Below are 19,125 nucleotides of genomic sequence, written 5' to 3' on the forward strand. Positions count from 1 at the left end.
GAGATGGGCAAGATTTCGTGTCGCCGGAAAGAGGTTGTCGTCAAAGGCAACCGCAGAGCAGCTCAGGGGGCCTCACCGGCCAACTTGATTGACGCCAAACGGCCAAGGGGCTTGACGCGAGACACACAACATTCCCCTGGCCCTGCTGGTCAGCATCGAACCCCCCGAGGCGGATCTGGTGCTGGTGGGGGACTCCGACCAGCACACCAGCAACGCCATTGAACGTCTGCACGCCCAGGGCTACCCGCGGCTGATTCGCCACCTGGCGGGTGGCCTGGAGGCTTGGCTGGCCCAGGGTTTGCCGGTGGAAGGGGCCCTCAACGAACCCCTGCCGGCCCGGATGAAAAAGCTTCCCTGGATTTCTCTGCTGACTGTGGCTTGCATCCTGTTCCTGCTGCAGCTGCTGTCACCGGGTCTGTTCCCGGCGGCGCTGGTGGTGGTGCTGAGCCCCACCCTGGTTCCTTTTCTGGTGGCAGGCGCTTCGCGCCGCATCAAGCGCCAGCGGGTGCGGGCATGAGCCAAGGTTTCGAGACCCTGCAGATCCATGCCGGCGCTGTGCCGGATCCGGTCACCGGCGCCAGGGCGGTGCCGATCTATCAGACCACCAGCTACGTCTTCCGCGACACCGACCACGCCGCCAACCTGTTCGGCCTGCGGGAGCTGGGTAACATCTACACCCGGATCATGAATCCGACCCAGGCGGTGTTCGAGGAACGCATCGCCTTCCTCGAAGGCGGCGTGGCGGCGCTGGCCACGTCCAGCGGCCAGTCGGCCGAAACCCTGGCCCTGCTCAACCTGGCCGAAACCGGCAGCCACATCGTGGCCAGCAGCTCCCTTTATGGCGGCACCTACAACCTCTTCCACTACACCTTTGCCAAGTTCGGCATCGAGGTGAGCTTCGTCGACAACCCCGACGACCCGGACGAATGGCGGCGGCTGATCAGGCCCAACACCAAGGCCTTCTTCGGCGAAAGCATCGGCAACCCCAAGGGCGACGTCTTTGACTTCGAAGGCGTCAGCGCCGTGGCCCACGGGGCGAGCATCCCCCTGGTGATCGACAACACCCTGGCCACTCCCTACCTGCTGCGGCCCCTGGAGCATGGCGCCGACATCGTCGTGCACTCGGCCACCAAGTTCATCGGCGGCCACGGCACTTCGATCGGTGGGGTCATCGTCGATGGGGGACGCTTCGACTACGAAGCCAGTGGCCGCTTCCCGCAGTTCACCACCCCGGATCCCAGTTACAACGGCCTGGTGTTCAGCCAGCTGCCGCCCCCCCTGTTTCCGGCGCGCTACATCCTGCGGGCCCGGGTCACCCTGCTGCGGGATCTGGGCAATGCCGTGTCCCCCTTCAATGCCTTCCTCTTCCTGCAGGGCCTGGAAACCCTTTCCCTGCGGCTGGAGCGCCATTCCGAAAACGCCCTGGCGGTGGCCCGCTGGCTGGAGGCGCGCAGCGACGTGGTGCGGGTGGCCTACCCCGGCCTGGCCAGCAGCCCCTGGTACAACCGCGCCCGCCACTACCTGCCCCGGGGCCAGGGGGCGATCGTGGCCTTTGAACTGCCCGGCGGGATCGAGGCCGGCAAGCGGTTCGTGGAAGCCACCGAGCTGTTCAGCCACCTGGCCAATGTGGGCGATGTGCGCAGCCTGATCATCCATCCGGCCAGCACCACCCACAGCCAGTTGAGCGGCGAGGAGCGGGTCCAGACCGGGGTGACCGATGGGCTGGTCCGTCTCTCGGTGGGCCTGGAAACCCTCGCCGATCTCCTGGCCGACCTGGAGCGGGGCTTCACCGCTGCGGCCGAATGATCGCTCCAGCCCGTGGGCCACAGACTTTGGCCCGGCAAGGAGCCTGGCAGCCCGGAGATCCCCCCGGCAATCGTCAGTTCATGGACCTGTTCCGCGCTTCCCCCCTGAGGCTGGAGAACGGAACATCCTTTGGCCCGATCACGCTGGCCTACGAATCCTGGGGGAAGCTCGATCCGCGCGGCGCCAACGGCGTGTTGCTGCTGCATGGCTTCAGTCGCGACAGCCACGCGGCCGGATCCGCTGCGCCTGGACACCCGAGCCCGGGCTGGTGGGACGGACTGATCGGTCCGGGCCGGGCGATCGACACCGACCGATTCTTCGTGGTGGCCCCCAATGCCTTCGGCGGCTGCCAGGGCAGCACCGGACCGGCGTCCGCCGCCGCCGATGGTCAGCCCTACGGCAGTCGCTTCCCCAACCTGACGATCCGCGATCTGGTGGCAGCGGAGCGGGCCCTGGCGGAGTCCCTTGGCATTGGCTGCTGGCATGCCGTGATCGGCGGCTCGATGGGAGCGATGCGGGCGCTGGAGTGGGCCATCGGCACACCCGATCTGGTGGAGCGGTTGGTTCTGATCGCCGGCAGCGGCTACGCCAGTGCCGAGGTGCTGGGGTTGCACAGCACCCAAACCGAGGCGATCCGGCTCGACCACGATTTCCATGGAGGCAATTACTATCAGATCGCTCCCGCCGGTCCCAGGCGGGGCCTTGCCCTGGCCAGGGCGATCGCCCAGCTGTCCTATGGGGGCGAGCAGGAGCTGACCCGACGATTCCATCGCCGGCCGCTCGGCGGTCAGGAACCTCCGAACGGCGGGACCTACGCCGTGGAGGCCTATCTCCAGGACCAGAGCCGTGAGCTGGTGGAGCGTTTCGATGCCAACAGCTACCTGGTGCTGACCAGGGCCATGGACCACCACGACGTCGGCCGGGGCAGAGGAGGGCTGGCGTGTGCTTTGGCGCGGGTAACAGCCCGGACCCAGGTGGTTTCGGTGAGCTCCGACAAGCTTTTTCCACCCCGATTGCAGCGGGAACTGGCCCTGGCCATTCCTGAAGCGACCTACGAGCTGTTGGATTCAGACCAGGGGCATGATGGTTTCCTGGTGGAACTGGACAAGCTGGCTCCGATGCTGCGCCGGGCTCTTGGCTCACAGCCTGCTGTGGAAGCATCCAGTTGACCGTATTTCTTACGGTTGTCATGGTGATGGCCCAAGCTTCTTTGCAAAGGGTGGTCTATGGGTCAAGCTCTTCTACCTTTGGTGGTGCAATTCATTGGCCAGAAGAGAGGGGATGATTGACTTAGCGGGGTGACCAGGCCTGGAGCTGCTGCTGAATGGATGCCAATGTTGAAGCGAGCAATGGAAAGGCCGAGGCTCCATGGGAGGTTCGAAGAAGGGCTAAACCAAGCAGCAACAGCGGTACGCCAAGGCCGATGGGGGCCCCGATTAAGCCCAGGCTAATTAACAACGTGGGACCCAAGTTGTTGGGTCCGTTCGGCATGGCTCCAAGGGATTCTGTTGGAGTTAGCTCTGGACTCTCGGGTTGTTGCAGGTTCATGGTGGCGAGGATGCTGGAAAGGGGAATGGCGCAGAGTGGGGCTCACCGTGGAAGGTGTTTAGCGGGGGGGGCACCATCGTGGTTTTTTGTTGATTGCCACTGGTGAGAATTGTGATGGCAACCTTGAGCCAGCACCGAGCTGATTTGGCTGATCAGGTGCTCAGCGCTACAGCCGCTGTCCTTACCGTCAAGCCCAGTGGGCCCATGGCGATCGGTGTGGAGCCAGCCCAGAACCGTCGCATGGATGTGCATGCCCCTGCAGAGATCAAGCGATCAGACCGATCACCAACAGCACCCCCTTTGGCTCCCCATAGGCCAAGCGGTCACGGCAATCGAGGATCAAGTAGCCCAGGCCCGAGCTGACCTCGAGCATTTCCGCGGGAACCAACGCCACCCAGATCAGACCGAAGGCCACCCGGATGGCCGGCAGGATGATGCGGGTGACGATCTCGATCGGCTCGGGGGCGAAACTGCACACCACCTGAATGAACAGAGGGTCCACCTGTCACACGGCCGTGATCGTGCTCAGCAGGATCGGATAGCCCCGGCTGAGCAGCGCCGTCAGCAGGGACCGCAGCAGCAACCCCGCCAGCAGCCCCAGGGCCGCCATCAGATTGTTCTGGAGGGCAGGTGCCCTTGACAAGCAGCCGGCGGATCTGCGGCATCCTCGCTTCCCTGCATCGGTGCACGTTCCTGGAGCCGATGTGGGCGCAGGGGATGACCTGAGGCACATCGATGTCGCTGGAGATCGATCCGGGTCAGCGCGGTCACCCCTGCAGGCGATGGGGTGGCTGGTGCGCTGGCTCGTTCTCTCATCTTGATGTAGTCGCGAAGACACCGCTGAGCCAAGTTGATTGGCTATCAATGAAATTTTGCCGGCGATCCCATGACCTTCACAGACGTTGCCCAGACAAGCAACCCGGTCATTCCCGCCGTCGATGACAACAGCCTCTCGATCGGGCACACCCCTCTGGTTCGACTCAACCGCGTCGTCGGTGACGCGAAGGGGATCGTTTACGCCAAGATCGAGGGGCGCAATCCCGCCTATTCAGTGAAATGCCGGATCGGCGCCGCCATGGTGTGGCAGGCGGAGAAGGATGGGCTGCTGGGGCCAGGCAAGGAAATCATCGAACCCACCAGTGGCAACACCGGCATCGCCCTGGCCTTCGTGGCGGCGGCGCGGGGGATTCCGATCACCCTCGCCATGCCGGAAACGATGAGCCTGGAGCGCCGCAAGCTGCTCAGCGCCTATGGGGCCAAGCTAGTGCTCACGGAGGGGGCCAAGGGTATGCCCGGCGCGATTGCCAAGGCACAGGAGATCGCCGCCTCGGATGCCCAGCGCTACGTGCTGCTGCAACAATTCGCCAACGCCGCCAACCCCCGGATCCACCACGACACCACAGGCCCCGAGATCTGGAGCGGCCTCGGCGGGCGGGTCGACGCTCTGGTGTCTGGGGTCGGTACCGGGGGCACGATCACCGGCGTCAGTCAGTACATAAAGCGTACGCTCGGTAAGCCCTTGGTGACGGTGGCAGTGGAGCCGATGGAGAGTCCGGTGATCAGCCAGACTCTGGCCGGTCAGCCCGTCCAGCCGGGACCCCACAAGATCCAGGGAATCGGCGCCGGATTCGTGCCGGCCAATCTCCATCTCGACCTGGTCGATCGGGTTGAGCAGATCAGCACTGCCGAGGCCGTGGCCTTCGCACGGCGCCTCACCCGCGAGGAGGGGATCCTCTCTGGAATCTCCAGCGGTGCCGCCGCTGCCGTGGCGGTGAAGCTGGCCCACGAAGAGGCTTTTGCCGGCCGCACGATCGTGGTGGTGCTGCCGGATTCCGGCGAGCGCTACCTGAGCACGGTGTTGTTTGAAGGCCTCTTCAACGAGCAGGGGTTGCCGGTCTGAATGAGCCCGCAGGAACACATCGATGTGGTGGCGACCACGTCGGCCGGGGAAGGATCCGACGACGATGTTCACAGTATCCATCCCACCATGACCACGTCCCACGGTCAGGCATTCCTTCAGAGAGCAGAGGCCGCACGCCGCCAGGTCCGGGAAATCAACCCGAAGGAATTGAAAGTTCATCTGGCGGAGGGTGCAACCCTGATCGACGTCCGCGAGGAAGAGGAGTTCGATGCTGGTCACATTCCCGGTGCCAGGAACGTGAAGGGTTCAACCCTCTCCGAGCAGGCTCCAACGCTCCTTCCCGACCCGTCCCAGCCGATTGCTTTGGTCTGTGGTGGTGGCAACCGCAGTGCAATAGCGGCCCTTGAACTACAAACCCTGGGTTACAGCTCCGTGGTGTCGCTGCAAGGGGGCTTGCGGCAATGGCCTGAGGCACTGGTTCGTCCGGTTTCTTCAGGTCGCTGAATGCTGACCGATCCGCGCCCGCCCCAGGTTCAGCCATTCCTTGATGGGGCTAAGGGATTGAGCGATCCAGGCTGGAATCTTCGGGAAGTCGTTGAGTCTCTCCGTGGGATCCGCGAGCGATCACCACTCGGGTGGCAACATCCGAATCGCCTTGTGCCCCTACCCTCTCGTCGTGCCCTGACCCAGGTCCTGGAGGGCCTCAGCGCTTCCCTTTATCCCCATCGGCTCGGTCTGCCGGAGCCCGATCGACTGGGAATGTCCACGACGGTGACTACCACGGACTTCTTCGTGGGCCATACCCTCGACACCGCTCTGCGGGCCCTGCGTGACCAGATTCGCATCGAAATCGAAGCCTCCAAAATCTCACGCAACGGAGGTGGTCAGGATCTGGGACTGGATCGCCAGGCAACGGCAATTGTTTCCGCCTTTGCTGACCAGCTGCCCTTCATCCGATCTCAGCTGGACTCCGATCTCCAGGCCGCCTTCCGGGGAGACCCGGCCGCCGGGAGCCTCGATGAGGTGCTGGTCTGCTACCCGGGCGTGAAGGCAATCACGGATCACCGCTTTGCCCATGCGCTCTACGAGCTTGGAGCGCCGGTGGTCGCGCGCATCATCGCCGAGCTTTCCCATTCAGCCACTGGAGTGGACATCCATCCCGGTGCAGTGATTGGCGAGAGTTTCTTCATCGATCATGGCTCGGGCGTGGTGATCGGCGGGACGTCGGTGATCGGAAACAACGTGCGCCTCTATCAGGCGGTGACCCTGGGTGCCAAGCACTTCCCAATCGACGAACAGGGCCATTTGGTGAAGGGCAAGCCGCGCCATCCGATCGTGGAGGATGACGTGGTGATTTATTCCGGAGCTACGATTCTGGGGCGGGTCACGATCGGAAAGGGTTCCACAATCGGCGGCAACGTCTGGTTGACCCGCAGCATTCCTCCAGGTACCACCATCACCCAGGCCAAAGCCCTCACTGAGACGTTTGGGGAAGGCGGCGGCATCTGAAGAAATGCCATGACATCTCGCGTAACGATGTAATCGTACCGAGAAGGCTTTCGTTTTGTTGCCTTTTCGATTCTCTTTGTTTCCGTTCCATTCCTCTTCCTGCGTGATTCACCATGGCGAAATCCAATCCAACCCATTTGGCTCTGGGCGATGCGGCGGCCCGCCAGTTGGCGAACGCCACCAAGACCGTGCCCCAGCTGCTCGGCATCTCGCCGCGCTGGCTGGTGCCGATGCTCTCCTGGGTGGGCGTTGAGGCGGGGATCTATCGCGTCAACAAGGTCAAGGACGAGTCACGGGTGCTGACGGCATGTTCGCAGCGTGATGAGATTGATCTTCCAGAAACATTCGTCGACTACGAGGAGAATCCACGCGAATACTTTCTCAGCGCTGTCACCACGACCGTTGACATCCACACCCGGATTTCCGATCTCTACAGCAGCCCCCACGATCAGATCCAGCAGCAGCTCAGGCTGGCGATTGAAACGATCAAGGAGCGTCAGGAAAGCGAGCTGATCAACAACAGCGAATACGGTCTGTTGAGCAACGTTGCTCCCAGTCAGCGAATCAAGCCGAGGATCGGGGTCCCCACCCCTGATGACCTTGATGAACTGATCACAAAGGTTTGGAAACAACCGGCGTTCTTCCTGGCCCACCCCCGCACGATCGCCGCCTTTGGCCGTGAATGCACCCGCCGGGGTGTGCCCCCTGCCACGATCACGCTGTATGGCTCACCCTTCATCACCTGGCGCGGACTTCCACTGATTCCAAGCGACAAACTGACCATTGAGGATTGCCGCAGCAGCATCCTTCTGTTGCGCACCGGCGAAGCTCGCCAAGGCGTGGTGGGGCTTTACCAGCCTGGTCTCCCCGGCGAACAGGGCATGGGGTTGTCGGTGAAGTTCATGGGGATCAGCCGCAAGGCGATCGCCTCCTATCTGATTTCGCTCTATTGCTCCCTGGCCGTGCTCACCGAAGACGCCATTGCAGTCCTCGAGAACGTTGAAGTGGACAAATTCCATGACTACAAGCATGAGTACCGCTGATCGTCCCGGGGCCGGCATCGAGGCCGCAGCGCCATCGGGATTTCCCGACGAATCCGAACTGAGTCGACTCGCCAACCAGATCTTCGCCGAACTCTCCGGCCATCTGGATCGATCCCAGCGAATCGAAGCTGAGGCCCAGCCCTTGGCTTCCAAGGAGGTTCTTTCGCCCGATGTTCCCCTCGACCAGGCCAGTTTTGGAGGATCGGAACTCAATGTCGACCGGCAACTCCGCGATGACGTCTCCGCCACCCACCTCTCCCCCTCGGCTGAGCCGGCGCTGGTTGACCCCCGCACCCTGACGCCCGCAGCGATCACGGTTCCCCATGACCTCCCCTCGTTGGGGGGAGTGCTCAGCCAGTTCCCCGCCGCGTCGGATCTGCCTTACTTCATGGTCGGCGCCGTCAGTCCACCTCCCGGTGTTTCGCTGCCAACAGCCATCGACCCCGGAACCGGTTCGCTGGCCTCCCCAGCCCTCGCACCCCTGGAGCTGGCTCCAGATCCCTCCCGGGCAGCCCAGCCCCTTGATCCTGCCTTCATCCGACGCGACTTCCCAATCCTGCAGGAACGCATCAACGGGCGGCAACTGGTGTGGCTCGACAACGGCGCCACCACCCAGAAACCGCTGGCGTTGATCGAGAGGCTGGAGCGTTTCTATCGCACCGAAAACTCCAACATCCACCGTGCCGCCCATGAACTGGCGGCTCGCGCCACCGATGCCTACGAGCAGGCCCGCGCAACCTCGGCCCGCTTTCTCCATGCGGCCAGCAGTGAGGAGATCATGTTCGTGCGCGGCACCACGGAGGGCATCAATCTGGTGGCCCAGTCGTGGGGTCGGCGCCACATTGAGGCGGGCGATGAGATCGTGCTCACCCACCTGGAGCACCACGCCAACATCGTGCCCTGGCAGCAGTTGGCCCATGAGAAGGGCGCCAGGCTGCGGATCGCTCCGGTGGATGACAGCGGCCAGGTGATCCTCGAAGCCTATGAGCGCCTGTTCACCTCACGCACGAAGTTGGTGGCCTTCACCCAGGTCTCCAATGCGTTGGGCACCATTCTTCCGGCAGAGGAGATGATCCACATCGCCCACCGGCACGGAGCACGTGTTCTGTTGGATGGCGCTCAAGGCATTGCCCACACACCGGTGGATGTGCAGGCACTGGATGTGGATTTCTACGTGTTCTCGGGTCACAAGATCTATGGACCCACTGGCATTGGAGTGCTTTATGGTAAGCGGGATCTGCTGCACTCGATGCCCCCCTGGCAGGGGGGCGGCAACATGATCCGTGACGTGACCTTTGAGCACACGCTTTACCAGGATCCACCCCATCGCTTTGAGGCGGGCACCGGCAACATCGCAGACGCCGTGAGCCTCGCCACAGCCCTTGCCTATGTGGAACGGATCGGCATGCACGCGATCGAGCACGCAGAGCAGGAGTTGCTCGCTTATGCCACGCCTCTCCTGCAAGGGATTCCTGGCTTGCGGTTGTTTGGTTCTGCGGCCCACAAGGCGGGTGTGCTGTCCTTCTTGATCGATGGGCTTGCGCCCGAGGCGGTGGGGTCCGCCCTCAATCAGGAGGGTATCGCTGTGCGTGCAGGTCACCATTGCGCCCAACCGATTTTGCGCCGCTTTGGCGTGGAAAGCACCGTACGGGCCACGTTGGGTGTGTACAACACCCATGCTGATGTTGACGCTCTTGTTGCCGCCCTGCGGCGGCTGCGTGCGTGAAATCACCTGTTGCACGTCCTCGAATGGATGGCCTTTCTTTGCTATGCGGCATTGATGAAGACATCTCTATGATTTGCGCTTTTCATCAACAGGGGCTGATTGGCCGCCACGTGGATCTGCACCTGATCGCTGTTGACGCCGACCAAGCTTCGATCGAAGACCTAGCCTTCAGTGCCTCAATGGGCCAGTGATGACCCTGGCGTCCCCCTCGCGGATTGAGCCGACTGCCGTTTCCTTCCGCGAAGCGTCCCGCTACTGGCTGGAGCTGGGAATGATCAGCTTCGGAGGACCCGCCGGCCAGGTGGCGCTGATGCACAGCGAGGTGGTGGAGCGGCGGCGGTGGCTCTCGGAGCGACGTTTCCTGCATGCGCTCAACTACGCCATGGTGCTGCCCGGGCCGGAGGCCCAGCAACTGGCCACCTACATCGGCTGGCTGATGCACGGCATCCCCGGTGGCCTGGTGGCCGGCGGCCTGTTCATCCTGCCCTCGCTGCTGCTCTTGCTCGCGCTCTCGAGTGTCTACGCGATCTGGGGTGAGCTGCCGCTGCTGGTCTCGGTGTTCTGGGCGCTCAAGGCGGCCGTGACGGCGATCGTGATCCAGGCGGCCTGGCGGCTGGGTCGCCGCACCCTGCACAACGGCACGTTGCTGGCGATTGCGGTGCTGGCCTTCGCCGGCCTCACCCTGTTCAAGCTGCCCTTTCCCCTGATCATTGGCGCGGCGGCCCTGGCGGGGTGGCTGGGGGGGCGCTGGCGGCCCCACCTGTTCAGCCCTCCCAGCCGAGCAGGCCACGGCAGCCAGAGCGCCGAAGCTGGGGGAGACGGCGTCTCTGCCGAGAAGCCCCCTCTCCATGGCGACGCCACACCCACCCCCGATCACGCCCGCTTCGAAGGGCGCCGGCTGGCGCTGATCCTGCTGGCCGGCCTGGTGGGGGTGGCCGTGCCGCTGGCGGTGGTGAGCGGGTTCGGGGGCTGGGATGGGCTGCTGGCCACCATGGCCCGCTTCTTCAGTCGCGTCGCCCTGCTCAGTTTCGGAGGCGCCTATGCGGTGCTGCCCTACGTGGCCCAGGGAGCGGTGGAGCACTACCAATGGCTCAGCGCCGCTCAGATGATCGATGGCCTGGCCCTGGGGGAGACAACGCCGGGGCCCTTGATCATGGTGGTGACCTTCGCGGGCTTCATGGGCGGCTGGAACGCGGCCACCGCCAGCCCTGGTTCGGTCGCATCGGCATGGCCCCTGGCGGTCGCGGCGGCGCTCACGGTCACCTGGTTCACCTTCCTGCCCTCGTTCCTGTTCATCCTGGCCGGCGGACCCCTGGTGGAGGCCAGCCGCGAGGACATCCGCCTCAGCGGTCCGCTCACGGCGATCACCGCCGCCGTGGTGGGGGTGATCGCCAACCTGGCCGTGTTCTTCGCCGGCCACGTGCTCTGGCCGGAGGCAGCCGGAGGGCCATTCGACTGGGCCGCCCTGGCCTTGATCGCGGCGGCCACCCTGGCCCTTCTGGGCGGGCGCTGGTCGGTGCTGCGGGTGATCGGGGTGGCCGCCCTGATCGGTCTCGGGCGGCAGCTGCTGGCTGGGGCCTGACTGGCCGGCTCGAGAATCCAGGCTGCCCGGCTAAAGGATCTGGGCCAGGAACTGGCGGCTGCGCTCGTGCTGGGGGTTGGTGAAGAAGATCTCCGGCGGCGCCTCCTCCACGATCCGTCCCTCCGACATCAGCACCACCCGGTGGGCCACCTCCCGGGCAAAGCCCATCTCATGGGTCACCACCACCATGGTCATGCCGTCGGCGGCAAGGGCCTTCATCACCTCCAGCACCTCCCCCACCATCTCGGGGTCGAGGGCGCTGGTGGGCTCATCGAACAGCAGGATGCGAGGCTCCATGCACAGCGAACGGGCGATCGCCACCCGCTGCTGCTGGCCACCGGAGAGCTGGCCGGGATACTTGCCGGCCTGCTCGGCGATGCCAACCCGCTCGAGCAGGCCCATCGCCTGCCCCTCAACCTCGGCGCGGCGGCGCTTGCGCACCAGCACCGGCGCCAGACAGAGGTTCTGCAGCACGGTGAGATGGGGGAAGAGGTTGAACTGCTGGAACACCATGCCGGTCTCGCAGCGGATCGCGTCGATGTTGCGCAGGTCGTTGGAGAGGGCGATCCCGTCAACGCTGATCGAGCCCGCCTGGAATTCCTCGAGGGCGTTGAAGGTGCGGATGAAGGTGCTCTTGCCCGATCCCGACGGCCCCATGATCACCACCACCTCCCCTTTGCTCACGCTCAGGTCCACGCCCCGCAGGGCATGGAAGCCGTTGGGGTACCACTTCTCGACGCCGCGGGCTTCGATCATCGGCTGGCTGGCGGGCATGGCTCAGGCGGGGGAGTGGGAAGGATCGAGGCGCCGCTCCAGGGCCCGGCTGCCGAGCCCCAGGGCGGCGCAGCAGCACCAGAACAGCACGGCCAGGGTGAGGTACACCTCGGCGTTCTTGCCGAGGAAGTCGGGGTTGGCCATCACGGTACGGGCCGTCCCGAGCAGTTCGAGCAGCCCGATCAGGGAGAGCAGGGTGGTGTCCTGCAGCAGGGAGATGAACTGCCCCACGGTGGCTGGCAGGGCTATGCGCAGGGCCTGGGGAAGCACCACGTGCTGCAGCGACTGGGGAACGCTGAGGCCGAGGGAACGGGCCGCCTCCTGCTGACCGCCCGGCACGGAGGCCAGCCCGGCCCGCACCGCCTCGGCCACGTAGGCGCCACAGAAGAACGTGAGCACCCAGGCAGCCCTCCAGACCCGATCCGGCGCCAGTCCACCGGGCAAAAGGAAGCCGAGGATGTTCTGGCCCAGGAACAGCAGGGTGATCAGCGGGGCGCCGCGGATGAATTCGATGTAAAGAACCGAGCCCCAGCGCAGCAGGGGCAGCTCGCTGCGCCGCCCCAGGGCCATCAGCACGCCGAGGGGGAAGCTGGCCAGGATGGCGAAACTGGCCATCAGCACCGTGAGCAGCAGACCGCCCCACTCCGAGGGAGGCACCCGGATCAGGCCAAGGCCGCCACTGATCAGCACCATGCCCAGCAGGTAGAGCAGGGGCCAGATCAGAGGCACCCAGCGCAGGAGTTGGGGTGGGTGCCGCCGGCCCCAGCGCCCGGCCGCCCAGCGCAGGGCGAGCAGCAGGGCAGTGATTCCCCACCAGCGCAACTGCAGCGGAAGAGCAAGCCGCAGGGCTGCTGGAGCCCAGGCCGTCAGGAAGGCCAGCACGGCCACAGCGATCCGGTCGTTGGCGGGCCAGAGCACGCCGCTGCGATCCCCTCGGGGATTGGCGCGCAGCAGTCCCCAGCTGAGGCCGGTGGCCAGGGCCAGCAGGGCCACCAGCAGCCAGAGGCGCCACTGTTGATCCAGGGGATAGCGGCCCACGGCGAACAGGGTGGTGTTGGCCTGGATCACCACCCACTGGGCCTGGCCGAAGGCCCAGCGCAGCAAACCGATCGCCGCCGCGGCGATCAGGGCCAGCAAGCCGGCGCTGAGCAGGGCGTCGCCGCGGCTGGCGAACAGCTCGCGACGCAGGGAAGCCAGCAAGGAGTTGGCCGCCATCAGCGTTCGCGGATCTGCACGAGCTGGTTGAGACCATTCATCACCAGCGAGATGAGCAGGTCGATCACCAGGTAGGCCCCGAGCAGCAGCAGGAACACCTCGAGGGCGCGGCCGGTCTGGTTCAGGGTGGTTTCAGCCACTGAGTAGAGGTCGGCATAGCCCACCGCCACCGCCAGGGCGGAGTTCTTGGCCAGGGAGATGTACTGGCTGTTGAGGCCGGGGATGATCACCGGCAGGGCCTGGGGCAGCACCACCGTCCGCATGCTGGCCCCCCAGTGCAGCCCCAGGGAGGTTGCCGCTTCCCACTGGCCGCGGGGCACCGCCGCGATGCCGCCGCGCACCACCTCGGCCACGAAGGCGCCGGTGTAGGTGATCAGGCCGGTGAGCAGGGCGGCGAATTCCACCGAAAATCGCCAGGGGGCCTGCCACACCCCATTCACCAACGCGGGCCCTTGCCAGCGCCAGCCTTCTGCGAACCAGGCCAGATACAGCCCCGACTTGGCCAGCACGATCCCCGGCAGCTGCAACGCCTCGGTGCCGTTGCGGAAGGACAGAAACACCACGAAGTACCAGAACAACAGCTGCAGCAGCAGGGGGATGTTGCGGATCACCTCCACATACACCCGCCCCAGCCGCCGCACCAGCCCGTTGCCGCTGTAGGCGGCCATGCCCACGGCGGTGCCCAGCAGGGTGGCCCCGACCAGGCCGATCAGGATCGCCCGCAGGCTGTTGACCAGCCCAACCAGCAGGGCCCGCCAGTAGGGCATGGCGGCATCGAAAGGGATGAGGCTTTCGGCCACATCGAAGCTGGCCGGCTGGCCCAGCCAGCGCCAGCTGAGCAGTAGGCCGGCGGCGGTGAGATTGCGCACCAGGTTGCCGAGCAGCAGGGCGATCACCACCAGCACCACCAGCGCGACGCCGCCCTGCACCAGCCAGGGGACGACGCGTCGATCGCGCCACCAGGGAATCGTTCGGGGTTCAGGCATCAAGGCGGGGTTCAGGCAGCAAGGCCGGCCGGATCAGGCGAAGATCAGCTGCGCTCAGCGGAAGGGGGGGGAATAGATCAGGCCTCCCTTGTTCCACTGGCGGTTCTCGGCGCGTTCCAGCTTGAGGGGCGAGCCCGTGCCCACATTGCGCTCGAAGATCTCGCCGTAGTTGCCCACGGCACCAACGACCTTCACGACGAAATCAGCCGGCAGCCCCAGTTGCTTGCCGAAATCGCCTTCGACGCCAAGGAAGCGGCGCAGGTCGGCCTGGTTGGTGTTGGCCTTGGCCTCGGCCAGCTTGGCGGCCACATTGGCCTTGGTGATGCCCAGTTCCTCGGCCTGGAAGAGGGCGAAGACGGTCCAGCGGATCGCATCGGACCAGGCGGGATCACCGTTGACGCTGGCCGGGGTGAGCGGTTCCTTGCTCATCACGTCCGGCAGCAGCAAATGGGCAGCGGGATCGGGGAAGCTGCTGCGCTTGGCGGCGAGCTGGGAGCGGTCGCTGGTGACGGCGACGCAACGGCCGCCCAGGTAGGCGGCATAGGTCTGGTCACCGGTCTGGAACTTGAGCGGGGTGTAGGGAATGGCCTGCTCCCTCATCCGATCGGCCAGGTTGAGTTCTGTGGTGGTGCCGCTCTCCACGCAGATCGGCTTGCCGGCCAGATCCTTGAGGCTCTTGATGCCGCTCGCCACCGGCGCCATGACCCCCTGGCCGTCATAGAAGGTGGTGGGCCCGAAGGAGAGGCCATTGCCGCCGGCCGAATCCCGGCTCAGGGTCATGGTGGTGTTGCGGGCGAGCATGTCCACCTCGCCGCTGGCCAGGGCCGCGAAGCGCTCGCTGGAGTTGAGGTCGCGGTACTCCACCTTGGAAGGATCGCCGAACAGGGCCGCCGCCACGGCCCGGCAGGTGTCGGCGTCAAGGCCGCTGTAGCTGCCATCCGGGCCGAGGAAGCTGAAGCCGGGCAGCTTGCCGTCGACACCGCAGACCAGCTTGCCGCGGCTGCGGATCGTTTCCATCTTTTCGCTCTGGACGCCGCCACCGCCGCCCTCGTCGGCGCATCCACCGATGGCCAGGGCCAGAAGCAGGGGGCTGGCGAACAGCAGGCGACGCAGTCGAGGCATCGGCGGTGGCAACGGGTGGCCGCAGTTTGCCAGTTGGGGCCTCTCGGCGCCCGTCACAACGCCGACAGCAACACAAGCCGGATAATGGCAAAACGCGACGATGGCCGATCGGCACCCCTGGCATGTCCACGGATTCAGTCCAGACGGGCGTACGTGCAGAGATCGCATCCACTCTGGTTCTGCGTCGTCCCGACGACTGGCATGTGCATCTTCGAGACGGTGCCCTGCTCCGCAGTGTGGTCGGCGCGACAGCGCGCCCGTTCGCCCGGGCGATTGTGATGCCGAACCTGGCGCGGCCGATCACCACGGTGGCGGCGGCCGAGGCCTATCGCGGCAGGATCCTGGCGGCCCTGGCGGCAACGCGGCCGCCGGCCGGTGATCCAGCAGCGGCACCCTTCACGCCACTGATGACGGCCTACCTGACCGACACGATCGATCCCCGGGAGCTGGAGCGGGGTTTCGCGGCCGGGGTGTTCACCGCCGCCAAGCTCTATCCGGCCCACGCCACCACCAATTCAGCGGCGGGGGTGAGCGATCTGGGCCGGATCGCGCCGGTGCTCGCCACCATGGAGCGGATCGGCATGCCGCTGCTGATTCATGGAGAGGTGAGTGATCCGGAGGTGGACATCTTCGATCGCGAAGCCGTGTTTCTCGATCGCCATCTCGAGGGCCTGCTGAAGAGCTACCCGGGCCTGAAGATGGTGCTGGAGCACATCACCACCGCCGATGCGGTGGCCTTCGTGCAGAGCGCCGGTCCCCGGCTGGCGGCCACGATCACGCCCCACCACCTGCAGATCAACCGCAACGCGATGTTCCAGGGGGGTCTGCGGCCCCATGCCTATTGCCTGCCCGTGGCCAAGCGGGAGTTGCACCGGCTGGCGTTGCGCTGGGCGGCCACCTCCGGCAACCCGAAGTTCTTCCTCGGCACCGATTCCGCCCCCCACCGGCGCGGTGCGAAGGAGGCGGCCTGCGGCTGCGCCGGCATCTACAACGCCCCCCATGCCCTGGAGAGCTACGCCCAGGTGTTCGAGCAGGAGGGGGCCCTGGGGCGGCTGGAGGCCTTCGCCTCTGAGTTCGGCCCCCGCTTCTATGGCCTTCCGCTCAACACCGCAACGGTGGAGCTGCGGAGAGAGAGCATGCAGGTGCCCAGGTCGATCGGCGAGGGCCCCGACCAGCTCGTGCCCTTTCAAGCCGGTGAAAGCCTGCCCTGGCGGTTACACAGCCCGCACTGAGCGTTGGCCTGCCTCCAGCAAGGACGCCTGGCTATCGCTGAGCCGGCCGGCGGCGTGGAGCACGGCAATGATCCGGCCGATGCTCAGCACCGGATGGCAGCGGTACCCCCCCTTTGCCAAACGATCGATGGCGCCGCCGCCGTGGTCGATCAGCACCACCACGTCGCGCACCACCAGGCCGGAGGATTCGAGCTTGGCGATCCCGTCGAGCACGCTGCCGCCTGTGATCAGGATGTCGTCGACCACCACCGCCACATCCCCCTCGTTGAAATCACCCTCGATCAGGCGGCGGGCGCCGTGGGCCTTCACCTCCTTGCGGGGATAGATCAGCGGCGTGTGCAGCTGCAGCGACAGGCCGGTGGCGGTGGGAAGGGAGCCGTAGGGAATGCCGGCGATGCGATCGAAATGCAGCGGCTCCAGCAACCCGGCGTAGGCATGGAGCACCCGGTGGAAAACATTGGGGGCGGAGATGATCTGGCGCAGGTCGATGTAGTAATTGAAGACGGCACCGGAGGCCTGCACGTAGTCGCCGAAGAGCAGGCAGCCGAGATCGAACAGCGCCAGGATCAGCTCGGCGAGGGGGTCCGGATCCGGATCGGGATCAGCAGAAGGCAAGGGGTCGGCGGGAGCCGGCAACCAGAGCGAACAACGATCCTCGGCTCCCGCATCGAGGCGGTGCCGCATCGCCTCGATCTGGCGACGCAGGTCGGCGGTGCCCTGCTCCATGCCCTCCTCCACCAGCAGGTGCTGGGGCAGGGGCAGCAGCAACCCATCGGCCGAGGCGGTGAGCCCGGCCTCCAGCAGGGCCTCCAGCCGTTCCTCCTCTTCCCAGAGGCTGCGCAGGATCACGAAGCGTTCCGGCGCCGCCTGGCGCACCCGGGCCAGCACGGCCGGATCGCTGGTGCCCACTTCAAGCAGCAGCTGCTCGGCCGTGCCCCAGAGCTGGCACTCCGTCACAAACTTGAGATAAAGGGGATCGTGCTCGCCGGGATGGTGCTGGAACACCTTGGAAGCGGCGTTGGAGCTGTGGCACGACACCACCACACCCCGCTCGGGGTAGAGCAGGAAGGGGGCCACGATGTCCTGGCCGGGCAGGGGCGACAGGGTGATGGCATCGACACCGAGCTCGGCGAACACGTAGTGGGCCAGGGCCGAGGAGGTGTTCAGGTCGCTGTGCTTGGCATCGAGGATCAGCGGCACATCCCTCGGTACCAGCTCCCGCACCTCATGGAGCAGCTCGATACCGATCGGTCCGAGGGCCTGATAGAAGCCGAGGCTGGGTTTGTAGGCGCAGACGTTCTCGACGGTGGCTTCGATCACCGCCTTGATCCAGCGCCGGGCCTGGGCGAGGAAGGAGCCGCTGCCGGGATGGTGCCGGCTCCAGGTCTGCAGCATCTCCGGGTTGGGATCCAGCCCGGTGATCAGCAGCGACTGGCGGCTGGCCATCACCTCGGTGAGTTTGACAAAGAAGCTCATGATGTCCGTCAGCATGCCAGCGCCCGGAGCGGGCCCGCCCGAAGGACCTTCGAACAACTCGCTTGGCAGCCGTCGGGCTCAGGCTGGTGGTGGGATCAAGCAGACGGAGGGGGCGGGATTCGAACCCGCGGAGGCTTGCACCTCGCTGGTTTTCAAGACCAGAGCCATCAACCACTCGACCACCCCTCCAGGGGCACATCACGACCATTGGCCGGGATGTACACGGATTTTCCCATGCCACCGGCTCCTGGCGCTCTGGTGAAGGGGGATCGATTCAGGCCGCCACCGGCACCTGATATTGGGCGATGCGGGCGAAGCCGATCGGATCGAGCGAGGCGCCGCCCACCAGAACACCGTCGATGTCGCTCTGGGCCATCAGCTGATCGATGTTCTCGGGCTTGACCGAGCCGCCGTACTGCACCACCACTTCAGGGTGCCCCACCCAGCGACGGATCAGGCCGCAGATCCGGTTGGCCTCCTCGGCGCCGCAGGTCTTGCCGGTGCCGATCGCCCAGATCGGCTCATAGGCCACCACCAACCGGTTGGGGTCGAGATCTTCGAGGCTCTGCTCCACCTGGCGGCGGATCACCCGCTCGGTTTCGCCCGCCTCGTGCTGGGCGTCGGTTTCGCCCACGCAAACGATCGGGATCAGGCCGGCCGCCTGGGCACTGCGGGCCCTCAGGTTGATCTGCTCGTCGCTTTCGCAGTGAAACTTGCGCGGTTCGCTGTGGCCCACGATCGCGTAGGTGACGCCGTGCTCCAGCAGCATCTCGGAGGAGATCTCGCCGGTGTAGGCACCGCCGCCATCCCAGTGCACGTTCTGGCTGGAGAGCTTCACCTGGCTGCCGGCCACCGCCTGGCCAAGGGCCTCGATCGACGTGAACGGGGGGGCCAGCACCACGACCCGGTCCTCCGGGAGGTTCGCGATCAACGGCAGGAACGCTTCGGCATAGGCCCGCGCTTCGGCGCAGGTCATGTGCATCTTCCAATTGCCGGCGATCACCGCTTTGTGCACAGGAATCCCTACCGATGGAGCGAAAGCCAACTTAAGGCGAGGCGGGAACCTCCAGGCTGTGGCGCCCCAGCACCACCCGATCGCCCGGGCAGAGCTGGCGGCCCCGCCGGCGCTCCACCTCGCCGTTCACCCGCACCTCACCTTGCTGTACCCGGAATTTCGCCTCGCCGCCGGTGGCCACCACGCCCTGCCACTTGAGAAATTGATCCAGGCGCATGAATCGAGCCGGG

General features: G+C 65.6%; 19 protein-coding genes and 1 tRNA gene. 11 read left to right on the plus strand and 9 right to left on the minus strand.

The window, feature by feature from the left end; all coding sequences use genetic code 11:
* Window positions 1–184 precede the first annotated feature (184 nt).
* From KBY66_RS09730 to KBY66_RS09740, 3 genes are read left to right on the plus strand one after another with little or no spacing between them, the layout of a single operon-like run.
* Window positions 185–517, plus strand: coding sequence for a rhodanese-like domain-containing protein (locus tag KBY66_RS09730; RefSeq protein ID WP_255089161.1), 333 nt, complete (start codon window positions 185–187; stop codon window positions 515–517).
* Complete coding sequence (locus KBY66_RS09735; protein ID WP_255089168.1) at window positions 514–1,806, plus strand: bifunctional o-acetylhomoserine/o-acetylserine sulfhydrylase; 1,293 nt, start codon at window positions 514–516, stop codon at window positions 1,804–1,806. The genes KBY66_RS09730 and KBY66_RS09735 overlap by 4 nt, the downstream gene beginning before the upstream one ends.
* A gap of 26 nt (window positions 1,807–1,832) precedes the next feature.
* Complete coding sequence (locus KBY66_RS09740) at window positions 1,833–2,975, plus strand: homoserine O-acetyltransferase (RefSeq protein ID WP_255089170.1); 1,143 nt, start codon at window positions 1,833–1,835, stop codon at window positions 2,973–2,975.
* A 644-nt stretch (window positions 2,976–3,619) separates the two neighbouring features.
* Here KBY66_RS09740 and KBY66_RS09745 read toward each other — a convergent pair.
* Window positions 3,620–3,856, minus strand: a complete 237-nt coding sequence (locus tag KBY66_RS09745; RefSeq protein WP_255089172.1) for a hypothetical protein — start codon at window positions 3,854–3,856, stop codon at window positions 3,620–3,622.
* 384 nt (window positions 3,857–4,240) lie between these two features.
* On the opposite strand from KBY66_RS09745, the gene cysK reads away from it, so the two are divergent.
* From cysK to chrA, 7 genes are all read left to right on the plus strand, one after another.
* Window positions 4,241–5,254, plus strand: coding sequence for a cysteine synthase A (cysK, locus tag KBY66_RS09750; protein WP_261346946.1), 1,014 nt, complete (start codon window positions 4,241–4,243; stop codon window positions 5,252–5,254).
* Window positions 5,255–5,719, plus strand: coding sequence for a rhodanese-like domain-containing protein (locus tag KBY66_RS09755; RefSeq protein ID WP_255089173.1), 465 nt, complete (start codon window positions 5,255–5,257; stop codon window positions 5,717–5,719).
* 255 nt (window positions 5,720–5,974) lie between these two features.
* On the plus strand, window positions 5,975–6,724 hold the full coding sequence (gene epsC, locus KBY66_RS09760; RefSeq protein WP_255089175.1) for a serine O-acetyltransferase EpsC: 750 nt from the start codon (window positions 5,975–5,977) through the stop codon (window positions 6,722–6,724).
* 113 nt (window positions 6,725–6,837) lie between these two features.
* On the plus strand, window positions 6,838–7,767 hold the full coding sequence (locus KBY66_RS09765) for a family 2A encapsulin nanocompartment shell protein (RefSeq protein WP_261346947.1): 930 nt from the start codon (window positions 6,838–6,840) through the stop codon (window positions 7,765–7,767).
* A complete protein-coding gene (locus tag KBY66_RS09770; RefSeq protein ID WP_255089178.1) occupies window positions 7,754–9,493 on the plus strand; it encodes a cysteine desulfurase in 1,740 nt (579 codons plus the stop codon). The genes KBY66_RS09765 and KBY66_RS09770 overlap by 14 nt, the downstream gene beginning before the upstream one ends.
* A 23-nt stretch (window positions 9,494–9,516) precedes the next feature.
* Window positions 9,517–9,684, plus strand: coding sequence for a hypothetical protein (locus tag KBY66_RS09775; protein WP_255089181.1), 168 nt, complete (start codon window positions 9,517–9,519; stop codon window positions 9,682–9,684).
* Window positions 9,684–11,075, plus strand: a complete 1,392-nt coding sequence (gene chrA / locus KBY66_RS09780) for a chromate efflux transporter (protein WP_255089182.1) — start codon at window positions 9,684–9,686, stop codon at window positions 11,073–11,075. Before KBY66_RS09775 ends, chrA begins: the two co-directional genes overlap by 1 nt.
* A 30-nt stretch (window positions 11,076–11,105) precedes the next feature.
* On the opposite strand, the gene KBY66_RS09785 is transcribed toward chrA, so the two are convergent.
* Genes KBY66_RS09785 through KBY66_RS09800 form a run of 4 tightly spaced genes read right to left on the minus strand, consistent with a single transcriptional unit; the run spans window position 11,106 to window position 15,172 of the window.
* Window positions 11,106–11,849: an amino acid ABC transporter ATP-binding protein gene (locus tag KBY66_RS09785; protein ID WP_315855501.1), complete on the minus strand. Its 744-nt coding sequence runs from the start codon at window positions 11,847–11,849 to the stop codon at window positions 11,106–11,108.
* A gap of 3 nt (window positions 11,850–11,852) precedes the next feature.
* A complete protein-coding gene (locus KBY66_RS09790) occupies window positions 11,853–13,064 on the minus strand; it encodes an amino acid ABC transporter permease (RefSeq protein ID WP_255089184.1) in 1,212 nt (403 codons plus the stop codon).
* Window positions 13,064–14,050: an ABC transporter permease subunit gene (locus KBY66_RS09795; RefSeq protein ID WP_255089185.1), complete on the minus strand. Its 987-nt coding sequence runs from the start codon at window positions 14,048–14,050 to the stop codon at window positions 13,064–13,066. The genes KBY66_RS09790 and KBY66_RS09795 overlap by 1 nt, the downstream gene beginning before the upstream one ends.
* Window positions 14,051–14,104: 54 nt before the next feature.
* Window positions 14,105–15,172: an amino acid ABC transporter substrate-binding protein gene (locus KBY66_RS09800; protein WP_255089187.1), complete on the minus strand. Its 1,068-nt coding sequence runs from the start codon at window positions 15,170–15,172 to the stop codon at window positions 14,105–14,107.
* Between the two features lie 122 nt (window positions 15,173–15,294).
* Here KBY66_RS09800 and pyrC point away from each other — a divergent pair, with 122 nt between their 5' ends.
* A complete protein-coding gene (pyrC, locus tag KBY66_RS09805; protein WP_255089188.1) occupies window positions 15,295–16,404 on the plus strand; it encodes a dihydroorotase in 1,110 nt (369 codons plus the stop codon).
* On the opposite strand, the gene KBY66_RS09810 is transcribed toward pyrC, so the two are convergent.
* From KBY66_RS09810 to KBY66_RS09825, 4 genes are all read right to left on the minus strand, one after another.
* On the minus strand, window positions 16,387–17,880 hold the full coding sequence (locus KBY66_RS09810; RefSeq protein WP_255089190.1) for a bifunctional orotidine-5'-phosphate decarboxylase/orotate phosphoribosyltransferase: 1,494 nt from the start codon (window positions 17,878–17,880) through the stop codon (window positions 16,387–16,389). The two genes, pyrC and KBY66_RS09810, sit on opposite strands and share 18 nt — an antisense overlap.
* 104 nt (window positions 17,881–17,984) lie before the next feature.
* A tRNA-Ser gene (locus KBY66_RS09815) sits at window positions 17,985–18,069 on the minus strand.
* A gap of 85 nt (window positions 18,070–18,154) precedes the next feature.
* Window positions 18,155–18,895, minus strand: coding sequence for a triose-phosphate isomerase (tpiA, locus tag KBY66_RS09820; RefSeq protein WP_255089274.1), 741 nt, complete (start codon window positions 18,893–18,895; stop codon window positions 18,155–18,157).
* A 31-nt stretch (window positions 18,896–18,926) separates the two neighbouring features.
* Complete coding sequence (locus KBY66_RS09825) at window positions 18,927–19,112, minus strand: RNA-binding S4 domain-containing protein (RefSeq protein ID WP_255089191.1); 186 nt, start codon at window positions 19,110–19,112, stop codon at window positions 18,927–18,929.
* Window positions 19,113–19,125 lie beyond the last annotated feature (13 nt).

Source organism: Synechococcus sp. Tobar12-5m-g (assembly GCF_024345415.1).
In the GTDB taxonomy this organism is placed as follows: domain Bacteria; phylum Cyanobacteriota; class Cyanobacteriia; order PCC-6307; family Cyanobiaceae; genus Regnicoccus.